Annotated in this window: 7 protein-coding genes; 5 read left to right on the top strand and 2 right to left on the bottom strand. The window is 56.7% G+C overall.

The genetic code is table 11. The annotated features are described in order from the left end of the window. Positions 1-11 precede the first annotated feature (11 nt). Together JQ624_RS17795 and JQ624_RS17790 are read left to right on the top strand one after the other, a co-directional pair. The gene (locus JQ624_RS17795; protein WP_212420213.1) at positions 12-1,844 is read left to right on the top strand and encodes a site-specific integrase; all 1,833 of its coding nucleotides are present in this window, start codon (positions 12-14) and stop codon (positions 1,842-1,844) included. Between the two features lie 292 nt (positions 1,845-2,136). After that, complete coding sequence (locus JQ624_RS17790) at positions 2,137-3,531, top strand: hypothetical protein (protein WP_212420212.1); 1,395 nt, start codon at positions 2,137-2,139, stop codon at positions 3,529-3,531. Positions 3,532-3,714: 183 nt separating this feature from the next. Here JQ624_RS17790 and JQ624_RS17785 read toward each other — a convergent pair whose 3' ends face one another. Then, on the bottom strand, positions 3,715-5,736 hold the full coding sequence (locus JQ624_RS17785; RefSeq protein ID WP_212420211.1) for a hypothetical protein: 2,022 nt from the start codon (positions 5,734-5,736) through the stop codon (positions 3,715-3,717). Positions 5,737-7,764: 2,028 nt separating this feature from the next. On the opposite strand from JQ624_RS17785, the gene JQ624_RS17780 reads away from it, so the two are divergent. From JQ624_RS17780 to JQ624_RS17770, 3 genes are all read left to right on the top strand, one after another. Beyond that, positions 7,765-8,247 carry a hypothetical protein gene (locus JQ624_RS17780; protein WP_212420210.1) on the top strand — a complete coding sequence of 161 codons (483 nt, stop codon included), beginning with the start codon at positions 7,765-7,767 and terminating at the stop codon, positions 8,245-8,247. 173 nt (positions 8,248-8,420) lie between these two features. After that, the gene (locus JQ624_RS17775) at positions 8,421-11,645 is read left to right on the top strand and encodes an AAA family ATPase (protein WP_312014446.1); all 3,225 of its coding nucleotides are present in this window, start codon (positions 8,421-8,423) and stop codon (positions 11,643-11,645) included. Positions 11,646-12,100: 455 nt separating this feature from the next. Beyond that, complete coding sequence (locus JQ624_RS17770) at positions 12,101-12,607, top strand: SDR family NAD(P)-dependent oxidoreductase (protein ID WP_312014445.1); 507 nt, start codon at positions 12,101-12,103, stop codon at positions 12,605-12,607. A gap of 456 nt (positions 12,608-13,063) precedes the next feature. Here the strand turns inward: JQ624_RS17770 and JQ624_RS17765 are convergent, their stop codons facing one another. After that, positions 13,064-13,630: a recombinase family protein gene (locus JQ624_RS17765; RefSeq protein WP_212420207.1), complete on the bottom strand. Its 567-nt coding sequence runs from the start codon at positions 13,628-13,630 to the stop codon at positions 13,064-13,066. Between the last annotated feature and the right edge of the window lie 41 nt (positions 13,631-13,671).

Raw genomic sequence — 13,671 nt, 5'->3', positions numbered from 1 at the left:
CGATGCGTGCGATGATGGGTTTGATCAAGGACAGACACGGCACCTACTACGCCCAGCGAAGGGTGCCTGACCGCCTTCAAGAGGCCGTCGCGCGCGTGCTGAAGTCCGATAAGCCGCGCCAAGTTTTTCTCAAAAGGTCGCTGGGCACCAAGGTGCTCAAGGACGCCAACACGCGCGCCAAGCCGGTGCTGATGGAATTTGACCGGACGCTTAGCGCCGCTGAAGCGCTCCTGAAGCGCCCCACGCAGCCAAAGCCTCTGCGGACTTCTCTCAACGATGCCGAGATCAAGCGTATGGCGGAATACGTCTACGCCAAGGCCCTCGCATGGGACGAGCGCACGCGTTACGGACGCGATGAACTCAGACGGATTGAGGCTGAGCACGAGCGCCTCGAAGGGCCACTGAGCGGGCCTTGGGCTTTTCCCTATGAGACCTTGCCAGAGCACGGGCTTTCACCTGCCCAACTCGCTGATCAGCGTCAGCAACTCGGTGAAGAACTCACCGACATGCGTGAGTGCCTCGCGCTTGGCGACATCTCAGCGGTTGAGGATCACATCGAAGAGGCACTGAGCGCGTTTGACATCAGGCTTGATCGGCAGAGCGGCGCGTATCCGAGGTTGGGTATTGAGGTGCTGAGAGCCTATGTGCGTGCGCTGCAGGCAATCGAGCAGCGCAATGCGGGAGAGCCTGTGCCGACACCGCAGCTCGTAACGCCTTCGACCGCAGCCGCCTCAGGAACACTCAAGGAAGCCTTCGAGGGTTGGAAGAAGGAACGTGAGAGGCCAGAGGGCACTGTGCATGAGTACGGCCGAGCAATCGACATGTTTATCCAACTGCACGGCAATCTTCCCATCTTGGAAATCAAGCGCTCGCACGCGCGCACGTTTCGAGAAGCTCTGCAACTGGTGCCGAAGTCTCGCAAGGGAACCCTCTTGAAGGCATCCCTGCCGGAACTGAGCGACTACGGTCGCGTGCACCCGACCGTCCAGAAAGTCTCACCGGGCACGGTCAACAAGCAGTTGGGCGCGGCGCAGGCTGTCGCCGGATGGGGACGCCATAACGGGCTTGTACCTGAGGACGCTTTTTGGAGCGACCCCTTCGAGGAAATGCGGCTCGACGAGGAGCAGTCCCAACGCGAACCATTCGACGCTCGCGATCTGCAGACCATCTTCAACGCTCCGTTGTTCACTGAACACAAGCTGCCGGTGGGCGCCAAGGGGGATGCAGGGATATGGCTCCCGTTGCTCGCCCTGTTCGCTGGAGCGCGTCAGGCGGAATACGCGGGCCTCAGGGTGTCTGACATTCGGGAGGATAGCGAGACGCGCGTTCCGCTTATGTGGTTCACCCGCGACACCAAAGCGGGACGCAGATTGAAGACCAAGTCGTCTGAGCGCGTGGTGCCAGTGCATCCCCAGCTCGTCAAGATTGGCTTCCTCAACTATGTGGCAGAGCGCCGTAAGGATGGTGAGCAGGCTTGGTTGTTCCCCACCGTCGCGCCTGATCAGAAGGGAGCGCTGAGAGCTTGGGCAAAATGGTGGGGGCGCCACTTGCGCGACCATGTAGGCGTCAAGGATACCAACAAGGTCTTCCATAGCTTCCGGCACGGCTTTCAGGACGCTCTCCGCCAAGCGACACCCGACGAAGAATTACGGGATGCTTTGGCAGGACGAAGCAGCGGCAAGTCTGTCAGCCGAAGGTATGGGGCGAAGGCCATGCTGGAGCGCTGGGGCGTGAAGGCCCTCAAGTCTGCAATTGACAAGATCAACTATCCAGGTCTGGACCTGTCGCGTATCCGAACATCGGGGCCTGCGAAGCGCACACGCGGGACCAAGGCAAACCGATGATCCGGGCGGGCCAGTCTGCGAGGAAAACTAGAGTTTGTCGGCTGATGCTCGAGAAGCAGACCGGTTCGTTCAACGAGGTAGTTCAGCGTCTGGTCCATTAGTAGATATCGGCGAGCACGGTACGGCGCGCCTGCGGCAGGTGCCCTGTCGCGGCACAGCCATCGCTCACTCGTGGCGCAGTGGGGCTGCGAAAAGTTAGGTCGCGAATGCCGCAGACCTCCAAACTGTGGTACCATATTGGTAGGGTAGCGGAGGTCACACAGCGACATGCCGCCTTGCCAAGGACAGAGACATGGCCTTGTGGCCGTTCGGACGAAAAGCCCCGGGTGCCTCGTTCCCACCCGAGATCCAGCGCATTTTTGATAAGGTTGCTCGGTTTCTCGATGATGAGGCCGCCCAAAACAGCGCACTCCCCGAAGACCTCCGACAAGTTCTCGCAGGCAGTCCCTCATGCGACTACGCACCTGACGCCTTCGGTGATTTTGGACGGACGCTGACAAACCCAGTGCCCGTGAATGGGCCAGTAGGTGAACTTGTCTACCTGTCCCGGCTGGAGATGGCAGACGGCAGTGCGATTGCCTTCCATAGGTTGGGGGCGTTCGACAAAGTGGACGTGTTCGAAGTCGTGTCGGAAAACGGTCGCCATTGGGACGTGCTGTATTTGTCTCTGTACTTCGCTCGCAAATCGAAACGGGTGCCTTCCGGCTATCGCATGATGACCGACAAGGCACGGCGCGACCTCATTCGAGGTACGACCATATACGTTGATGGTTTCCCAAAAGGGGCTTACGCCGCATCGCTGGAGTGCACGAAGCGGATGGTCGGTATTCCTATCGGGGATTCCCGGCTCAAGGCGTTTGATGCGCGAAATGATCTAGTGCGACCGCGCAAGCACCTCGAAGCACTATCGCAACTGAAATTCACCAGTGACACACCCGCGCCCACCGATGACAGGAGACCAAGCGCACCCGAAGGTCGATCCGGCGGTCCGCAGTCCGACCTGAGTGCGAGCCTGCCGCCGCTAACTGAGAGTTGCGTGAAGTTGGCTGACCCCGCGAACCTCTTCCAGGTTGCCGATAAGATGACCAAGAAGCGTTTAGCGGGAACGGACAATCGCGCCACGGTCCTATCTCTGATCCTCATGGCAGCAGCGGGGCACTTCGTCGCAGAGACGTTGCAATGGGAGGAGGGTGCTATGTGGAGGAGCTCGCGTCGGTTCCTTCGCAACACGAACCTCGATGTCATCACGGCAGAGACCATCGTATGGATGGCGTTCTTGATGGGACAGCTTTGGAAGGCCGACGCGAAACGGGACCCCGAAATGTTTGAGCGGATCGGTCACGTCACGACCGCCACCGCAGGACGGCTTGCCCTCGGAATAGTGCAGGACACAACAGGCGTGGACTTTGAGAGAAGGGCCAGAGAGAGCAGAACCCGTTATCTTGATGCGTTGAACGATCCGACCATAACATTTGAACCATTTGCAAGCGTCGTGCTTCGGTCTGTCGGCTGCCAATCGCTCTCGGACCCTTTGAACCCGATAGGACCCCTACCCCCGGCAGAGTGGACCCCGCTCACACTTCACGTCGACATGTTCTATTCGACCATGCCGTTGGGTTCTTATGACACTTTCAAGAACTTTTTACGTGAATGGTCAGACCGCTTCCCGCACGACGAAGATATCTGAACCTAGGGAACAATCTTTCGGTTCCAAGCCACGCCGCGACCGCGACCAGAACAATCGACACGACGAGGTGATCGAATAGCCCGCCAATGGCAGCTTGTGGCCCATCACGTCGATATCGGTACGTCTGCCTTTGCGCCGCTCTTGGGCGCTGAGCGGACATGATCGATTTGTGAATGCCATAGCCTAAAGAGAGGCCGCACGCGGGCTCCCGAGGGAAACCTGTGTGCGGCCTGTGTCTTGTTGCGCGGCTTTCATGAGATAGCTTTTCGATCCGCGCCCGACGCCCGGAATGTAGCTCACGCCCATGCTTCTTAGCGCTTGTGTCGTTGGATGATCGTCGTCGTTCAAGGTCTCGCGCAGCTTCTTGACGCTGCTAAGCTGCAGGTCGTGCTGGATCGTTGAGAGGGACACCGTTCCGGGCGACAGCTTCGCTACGTAGTCGATCAATCGCACATGAGAGCTGCCGATACGGGGTTTCTTCTCCTTCGCGGGGTCGAGAGCAAAATCCCACGGCTCCACGCGGATACCCGGCATATCCGCTTTGATGTCATCGAGCACTGCGTCCCCCATGGCATCCTGTGGCAGCACAATGAAGATGTCCGCAGGCGGGCAGCGGCCCTCAGCATCGATGACACGCCGACAACAGATACGGTTGATAGCTTGGATCACCGACACCGATATCTGCCGTTGTTCCATCTCCTTTCGCACGTTCTTGAAGTGCTTCCACTCTGGCGACTGCAGCCACTTGTCATCCTGGGCACCCTGCAGAGCACAGAACGTGTTGGTGGCCCATGTCTGGGGGCGATAGGGAAGCCCGATGATCACCGCTGTATCGAAGTCTTGCCACGTGTTGCGCCCATCTACAGCACCCCAATGACCCACAGAGAGCTGCTTTAGGTTTGCCTTGTCAGCCCATCTCTTCTTGACGAGGTCTTCAACGTCCTTGTGGACGCAAGCGAATACCGAGCGCTCAGGTCCGACAGCCTCCTCAACGGCCTTCTTAATACGCGGCAGGCGCTCCCTGATCCGTTCAATCATGGCGTTCTTTCCAAGCCCGGTGCCGCGTGCGACGTGAAGCCTAACGCTGCTGTAGTCACGGGCATGACCAGGAACCACAGGGCGCTCATGCCGCTCTTCGAACAAGTCCCAAAGAAAGTTTGCCCGCGCGGTCGCATCGAGCACCACGGGGCCGGGTGTGTTCAAAGGTACCGCCAAGGCCGCCGAGTTGATCGAGTGCCATTCCCCGGACTTGGCGTAGTAGGCGAATTGTTCGAGGCACGACTGAACTGCGGTGATGGTTTCCGCGACACGCTCAGCCAGCCGGGTTCGATCCTTGGTGCTACTGCGGCTGTATACGATCCGATCATAAGGGAGAGCATTCATCGCCGAGATTAGCGGCGTGAAGTCTGGGGCACCTGGTGCACAGCCGTCTTCCCAGATCATCGACATCGCGCAGTTTAGGCCATCGGGGTCGATGTAGGATTGGAGGACCTTATGCGCCTGCTCAAGAAGCACTACTTGCTGCGGCAAGGCTGATCGCACCTCTGGTGGGATGAGGTTGATGACGAAGGCGAGGTTCTCCATTGTGGCGCTGCTTTCATCGACCACGTTGGCTAAAGCTTCGTCAATGATTGTGAGAAGGCGTTGACCGCCGCGCCAGGACACCAAGCGATCCCAAGATTTCCAGTCCAGCCCCTTTAGGCCCCGCTTGGCGTTGATGAAGGCTTGATGGGTGATTACGACCACGTCGCTCTCGTGGAGCTGCTCCGGGGAAGCATAGCTGCCCGAATGATGCACGACGGCAACTGAGCGGCCAGCCAGAGCATTGATGGTGTTCTGTATGGTGTCAGCGTCTTCTTTCAACCGAGTAACGATGAGCATTCCCACGGGGCTCAAGGTTCCATCGGTTTCACGATTGAACTCCGCTTGCATCGCCGCATACACGCAGGTCCCTTGGGTCTTACCTGTGCCGGTCGGTGGCTGCAGAATGCGCCATGGCGATTGAACACCAGTAGCGGCTTCAACCGTTGCAATCTGGAAGTTCTCTCCCATGATGCGCCATAGGGTAACCAAGGCTGACGATGCGTGCTGACCGAGCCCTTCAGGACGGGGCGTGGTCCAGTGCTTGAGCATACGTTGAGAGAACGCATGCGGGCACACGAGGGCGAGAGCGTGTTGCTCCCGGAGAGAGATGGTATCGTTCATTGATGTGGTGTTCCTTGGAAGGACACGACAAGCCGATAGGTATTCCTGAGGAACACCAGCGATGGGCTTGTGAGTGGATTGGAGAATGATGGTTAGTCGATCACGACCAACCGGAAAGGAGCCCCTGAAGGCTGCGTTGGAAGGGCAGGGGAGATAAGTGGTGGTGTTGTTAAACACCCCCCGAAAGCTCTAATAGAAGATCACCATTAGAGGGCTCAGGGGGACCTTTCGAGGGACAGTGAAATTGACAGTGGAAGAAAACAGAAGAAGAGGATTCAGGGGACAGAAGATTGTAGAGCGGCGCATAGCTGCGCCTAGAAGTGGCTTGCAATTGACTGTTATCAGCTATCTACCATCTGTGGGTCTGTGTGGGGACATCGTGGTCGTCCTTACCCTTCGTTGGTCATGAGGTTGGTCCGTTAAGTCATTGGTTCATCGGGGACCCAAGGGGTTAAACACCCCCCGAAAGCTCTAATAGAAGATGATTATTTAGAGGGGAGGTTTTAGATGCCATCCTGGGGCCCCCCGGTACTGTTTCCAAAAGCAACTCCGCACTGTGAAGCCAGGCATAGGCTTTGGCTTTAGTCCTCGATTTTTGAAGCCGGGGGTGGGGGTCGCGTTGAAAAACGGTACCATGCCCTTCGGGGGGCCCCAAAAGCTCTCGCGCCCCCGCTTACCTCCCCGCGCCCACTGCTAACCCATTGATATCATCGGGCTGACCACGGATTGCCAACCGATAACAGGGTAGCTTGGGGCCACAGCTGGCGTGAGGCGCTCATATCCGTGCACACTGGCCGGGCTAGGGGTTTGTCCGAGCGCCTAGGGGTTTGTCCGAGTGCCCCAGCCGCATGAAGTCTCGGGCCCCGTGAAGGCCCATAGGAAGCCCGAGGACTCGTTAGCCAGCCAGAACCCGAAACCCCCGACGGCCGAGCAAATCGCACCAGTGACTCCCGTAGAGTCTCCTGCGGGCCTCTGGAGGCTCCCTGTGGTCCGTGCACCTCGGCTAGGGACTTTCGGTTTTCGCGGGCGAAGGCATTCCGATGGCTCGGAAGCAGTAAAAGGGCCCCTTAGGGGGTACTTCGTGACTATCCAGACCTCCGCGGTGATTGTGGAGTGCACATTTGGGCGTCTTGACCTTTGTCTTCGACGGCGAACTTGATTTGCGAAAAGCTTTATTTTGATCGGGAGACTATTCGCGAGCAGATAGGTGTGAGCTAATCTGTACCACACCCCACAGCGTTGGGTGCAGCAATGGGGCCAGCGATTAGATGGAAGGGGATGGAGGCGCCTCCCTCCACGGTCGAAGAAGCTTCGAGAAGGCTCTTGCAAAATTTGAAGTTCGGAAAATCTGAGCCGCGGCAATCGGTCGCCCAGGGGGCAAATCGTGATGGTTTCGCACTGCACGCGATGCGTTTTTTTCGGCTCATAGCCGGGGACTGGCGGCTAGGTTGACTCCACGCTATCCTCTACTTGAGTAACGTTATATCCCGTCATGGACGAGTGTGAGGTACGGCGTGATATTTGACGACGTAGTGCCTGAGCAGGATGTTTGGCCGTCCCTAGCGTACTGGCCGCGCCGAAGAGCCGACGCGCTTATCGGCAAATTTCAGCTCGCATTTCCAGAAATTTATTATGACGTGTATTGGGAAACTAGGCTGCTGAATGCGCAAGCATTTATTTCTGGTCGCGGCAGATGTGTGAGGCTCTATGGAGGCCTTGGCAGACATCGTGAGGTCGGCATTGAAGGCTTGGCATTCGCGTTGGCGCACGAGACCGGACACCATCTTGGAGGCCCGCCCCGACACCCGTTCTACGCTTCGCTGAGCAGCGAACGACGCGCTAGTGAATGGGCGCTTATCGAAGGTTTGCCAAGGGTATTTGGTGCCGCCGTCGCAAGCAGGTATGGCCAACACGGGATCAAACAACTCGCCGAATTGTGGCCGCGTCATCTCTCGGATGTAAATCGCGAGCCTTTCGATGTTTGCTTGGAATAGTGGCTAAGTAAGGCCTTCAGCAGAGGAGATAGTCATGGGGGCGATTTTTAATACCAAAGCTACGTTGAAACTCTTGGACATGCTCAATAAGCACTACGGGCCGGGCAACGCCTTTAACAAGGCTAGAAATGACCAGGAGAATATTTTCCTGCGAGATTTCCCTAATTTTGGCACCGCTTTCAGCTGCGCGAAAAAACTGGGACTTCAAGACTCAGATACTGGGATCAATGGCCGATGGAAGAAATGGCTTGATTTCTTGGACGGGCACCAACAAGGCTTTCAGTTCGGAGGACCGTTAGTGAGAACTATGATGGCCGAAGCTATAGAGGATGCGAACTGCATCGGAATTGAGTTCTTCGCGGTGCCCGCGCCCGATTTTAACGTGCATAGTCCGGCTCCTAAGGTACACGACCAGAACGATCAAACAAAATACACGATCGAAATTATAGTGGAGACGAATACAATCGACGAGATGGTCACTTTCTTGAAGTCGCAGAAGCGTCGAAAGAAGAAGTGAATTGTTGCCAATAATTCAAAGCTTCCGAGCGTTTGTGAACTGACGGTGGCTCAGCCATTTGAAGCTTGCTTCAAGCGTGGCTTCACAAGAGAACTCAAAGAAGCGCACTTCCGCTGGTGTAGGCCTGGCCACGAGGTTATGATTGCCTTTGTGCAGCTTCGCTTTCGCTGCTAATGGGGCCATCAATGCGGTGCCAGTCTTGCAGTTTTGAGAATAAGGCGACTAACGATTATTGCGAGGGATGTGGGGCGTCCCTTGGCATAAAGTGCAGATCTTGCGGTCATCTCAACGGGCCGACCGGGCGCTTTTGCGGGCAATGCGGCGCCGCTCTAACGCATGAGACTGTACGGGGCTCAAATAAATCCTGGCAGCATGTTCTGAAATCGCTTCATGCCAAAGGTGGTGAGCGTAAACGACTTACCATCTTGTTTGCAGACATCCGCAATTCAACCAGCCTTATTGACGGCCTTGGCGACCCTGAGCTCGGCTTAAAGAAACTACGGCCGATCCTCGACATCATGAATGAAGCCGTTGCGCGATACGACGGCGTCGTTAACAAGTCACAGGGAGATGGGGTCATGGCGCTCTTTGGAGCCCCACAGCCTCACGAGGATCATGCGGTTAGGGGCTGCCTGGCGGCTTTAGCAATGCAGGACGCGATTGCGCGCTTTGCTGATCCGGACCTAAAAATTCGTGTTGGCGTTCATACCGGCGACGTTGTGGTTCAGGCAGTAGAGCACGGCATTTATCAAACCTATGATGCTGCTGGCGCGAATGTGCACTTGGCGAACCGGCTGGAGCAAATGGCTGGCGAAGATGGCATCCTTATTTCAAACGAAACTTACAGCGCTGCCAAACAATTCATCGAAGTAGAACTCCTTGGCCCGACCGCAATTCGTGGGATCGCCACGCCAATCGATCTGTTCAAGGTCAAAGGCCTCCAACACGCGCCCTCGAGCACTGTGTTTAGAGCAGGTAGGAGGTTAAGCCCTCTCACCGGGCGAGAAGATCAATATTCCGCTTTGTCAGATGCACTGCGCAACGCCGATCAGGGTGACGGTCGGGTGGTTGGGATAGTGGGTGAGGCTGGTATAGGTAAAAGCCGTTTGTGCTTTGAATTTGCCGAAAGCTGCCGCGCAAAGGGCATCCGCGTCTTCGAAGCCCGTGTTCTGGCTCATGGAAAAGCTACGCCTCTTCAGCCCGTGTTCGAGCTATTGCGTGACTATTTTGGCATCCGCACAAAAGAAGCAGCTGATGTTTGCCGACAGAGGGTGCTTGACCGCTTGTCTGTTCTATCTACTCCCGAGCAGACCTCGCTTGTGCTATTGGAGTTCTTAGGTCTCGCCGCCCCTTCGAGAGAGAAAACCCAGCTCGATCCTAAAACGCGGAAAGCCCTCTTACTGGATTTTGTCCGAACATTGCCGAGGTCTGGCACAGGCGAAACGACCATCGTCATTATTGAGGACTTGCATTGGATCGACGCCGCCAGCGAAGAGTTTGTTGAGGCATTGACTGATGCAGTTATTAACACAAGCACACTTCTAATTGTCAATTTTAGGCCGGGCTTTGCCGCGCCCTTGATGCAGCGGTCTCACTACCGGCAGATCAACATTCCTCCGCTCCCGGCATCCCAAGCTGCGGCATTGTTGCAAGACCATTTCGGAAGTGACCCGTCCCTGGCATTGCTAAGCAGGAACATCGTTGAGCGAGCACAAGGCAATCCGTTCTTTCTGGAGGAACTGGTCAATGCTCTCGTCGAGAGAGGAGACTTCGAGGGCGAACGAGGCGCATACAGATTGAAGGGAGGCATCGATGCAATCCCATTACCTTCAACCGTTCAGGCTGTGGTTGCTGCACGCATTGACCGCGTTGAAGAAAACGCCAAACGCCTTCTCGAAGTTGCTGCAATAGGAGGCCGAGAGATCTTCATTGCAGTTCTGGAAGCGGTAGCCGGGTTGAGTCCCCTAGAGGTCTCGGAAGCACTCAATCAGTTAAGGCGAGCCGAGTTACTTTACGATGTGCCGCCGTTTGAGCAGCGCCTCCTCGCATTCCGTCATCCTGTTATGCAAGAGGTCGCCTATCGATCTCTCTTGGCCGATCGACGACGCGAGCTTCACTTGCACGTTGCAAACGCAATCGAGCGTCTCTTCAAGGACAATGCGGACGAGCGCGCATCCTTGTTGGCGTATCATTTTGAGCAGGCTGGAGAGAACCTCAAAGCAGCGCAACTGAACATGCGTTCGGCCGTTTGGCTCGGAGCAAACGACCCAAGCCAGGCGCTGAGAAGTTGGAAGAAGGTCCGCGAGCTCCTATCGAGCTTGCCCCCCTCCCAACCCACCGATTACCTGAAGATGATGGCCTCAGGCCAAATTGTGAACTATGGGTGGCGTGAGGGCGTTCCGCCGCAGGAGACACTGCTCTATTTCGAAGAGGCGAAGCAGTTTGCCTTGGCCTTGAGAGACCTAAGAGCAAATGCTCTTATTCACGCCGCCTACGGCCGCGCTCTCGCGAATGGCGGTTCTGCGGATGAGTACGTCCAGAAAGTGCTCGAAGCTAAGGCGATAGCAGATCAAGGCACGGATATCAGTGTCCAAATTGCGCTGAAGGCGGTTCTCTGTCACGCCCTGCGAACTTCAGGCAGGATGTCCGAGGCGCTTCAGATGAACATCGAAGCGATGGATCGAGCACACGAAATCGGAAAATTCGATCGTCAAACCCTTGGTTTCGATGTTGATGTTTGGCTAAGGGCAATGCGCGGCCAAACGCTAGTTGTGCTTGGTAGAGGAGAAGAGGCTCGCGAGTTTCTCGACGGCGTTATTGGTATGGAAAGTAGTCAAGTGGACGCAGTTCACCATGTTATTCCAAGTTTAGCATACGTGGACTTTGCCTGGGCTCAAGGAAACATACCACTCGCTCAAGAACATGCCGACCGCGCCTTTTCGATCGCGATGAGAACAGGAAATCCCTACCTTCGAGTGTACGCTCAGGCATGTCGCGGCTTGGCAAATATCGTCGCTAGAAAGCCCATCGCGGCCGTCGAGGATTTATCTGAAGCTCTACGGCTTGCTCGGACGCGAAAGGCTGGCCTGGAAAACGAACCTCGGATTTTGGCCGACCTAGCGAATGCCTACAGCTTAGTTGGTGATAAATCGAGAGCGGTAGAAGCAGCGAATGAGGCAATTACTATTGCTATGGAACGTCACGCTCGTATCCCTGAGTGCCTTGCGCGGATCGTTCGGGGACATCTTTTGCTTCAATCACCTGACACTATTAACAAAGGTGAGGGAGCGAATGAGCTTGGGCGAGCAAAGGCACTGATGGAAGAAACTGGAGCCGCCCTGTTTGAACCATTCCTTGATACATCTCGCGCGGACGGCCGTTCCATTGGGGTGGCGTAGGAATTGCAACTCTGGCCTAAAATGCGGCTGCTTCGTCATAAACGATGCTGATAGCCTGCACGGCAAATTATTCCACAATCAGGGTCCCCACGAGAATTAGCACATGACCTCGAGCAGGAGGCGCAAACACGTAGTGGTCTCCACGCGGCGATGGCCTCCAGGAATTGATCAGTCACACCGTACGCCCGCCACAAGGCTGAGATGGCCCAGCGGATCGTGAGAATGGCGTCCGAGGGCGTCGGACGTGCACAAGCTAATGTGCGCTGCTGTGGACGAGGGGCGTGAGCCAGCGACTGCGAACCTCGGGGTGTAGCCAGGTGACGCTACACGACTGGAGACCCGCGCACCGGTGTCCCCGTTGGACGTAAGCGTTGTTTTGTTGGTCAGCACGCTAGCGAAATGGCCAGCCATTAACTAACGTTTACTTTGACAACTAACGTTTACTTTGACCGCCGATGGGGCCGGTCGATGGGAGCTTAGTTATGCGGTTAGAAGGAAAGGTCGCTGTCATCACAGGCGCCGGGCAGACGCAGGGCGAGAGTATCGGCAATGGTCGTGCGGCGGCAGTGCTTTTTGCACGCGAGGGTGCAAAGCTGGTGTTGGCAAATCGGAGTATGGCCTCTTTGGAGGGAACGCGTGACCTTTTGCGCAAAGAAGGGTTCGACGTTGAATGCATAACCGCCGACATCAGCAACGAAAATGACTGCGCGACGCTCGTTAGTGCCGCTCACTCTAAGTTCGGCCGTATCGACATCCTTCACAACAATGTCGGTATAGGAAGCCTGGATGGTGATACGGCCAAAATAGAGCGGAGCACTTGGGACAACGTCTTCAATGTCAATCTCGATGGAGCCATGCTGATCAGCAAGCATGTGTTGCCGATCATGCGGTCTCAGAAGTCTGGCAGCATCACCCACGTTAGCAGTGTCGCGGCGCGGTCTGACGATACAATGAAGCGATAGTGCGATAACGGCGCACGTTTTCTAAGACAGCCATCCCACTCATAGATTTCCGCCATGGTCGTTGTGAGTGGACTGTGCACACGGCGATTTTCGAAATTGTTAGCGTGTCTAGCAGAACGGACGCATGGTTTGCGAACCGTTGACTGGAGGGACGCGCGAATGCCGCACGATTGGAAGCACGCGTGTTCCTAGGTGCCGGTGCAAAGGGGAAAGCAGAACGCGATCCGCCAAACCCGAGCAGCCGCCGCCGCTTTAGGCCCAGATTTTTGAAGCGGGGGACGGGGATTCCGCTGGAAACGGTACCATCGGCCAAAGGGGGCCCCATGAGCCCCGCGGGTCACCCGTAAACCGTCGCGGGCCGCGCCCTCGCTATGGGCGGATCGGAAGTGCCCATCAGCCCCGATAGCTGATGATCAAGATGCCGCCTCCCGTCAAACAAGCCGCCACCCACATTTTCTAATTCGCGCTCAACATGAGCTTGACCGCAGTCGCAGCATACGGCTTGCCGCTTCTTGTCGTGTGACCGGCTTCCGCCAGCGCCGCAGCTATCTCCCGCAGAGAACGCTTGCCGCCCTTGGGCCGTGCCCGAGCTAATCCGCGCGCCAACTCGACAGTCTCGGGACGTTGCTCGGCAATCGACTTGCGCCCTTCAACTTTCATGCCCATGCGCCTCTTGCGGTCCCGTGCGCCTCTCAGCTTGGCGACCAGCATCGCCTTCTCAAATTCGGAGACAGCGCCAAGCACTTGCCTGATCAAACGGGCCGTGGGTGTGTCGTCCAGGAACGAAGTCGGGCTGTCAGCTGCGATCAGATCAATACCGCGAGACCTAAGCATCGCGTAGCCGACCTCCTGCACCATGAGGTCCCGAGCGAAGCGATTGGCAGTTTCCACGACGATGGTCTTGGTGCCGTTGGCCTCCAGCGCCTCCAACATCGCCGCAAAGCCCGGTCGGGTGTCGATTGGATCAGAGCCTTTCACGGCCTCGTCTGTAGCGCGACAATCTGGATGGGAACACAGCGACAATCAGGATGGCCATTTCGGCGGTCGCGGCGAGAGGATGATTG

It is taken from the genome of Bradyrhizobium sp. AUGA SZCCT0283 (genome assembly GCF_018130385.1).
Classification (GTDB): domain Bacteria; phylum Pseudomonadota; class Alphaproteobacteria; order Rhizobiales; family Xanthobacteraceae; genus Bradyrhizobium.
Note: the sequence above shows the minus strand (reverse complement) of the source record. Positions and strands in the feature narration are given on the sequence as shown.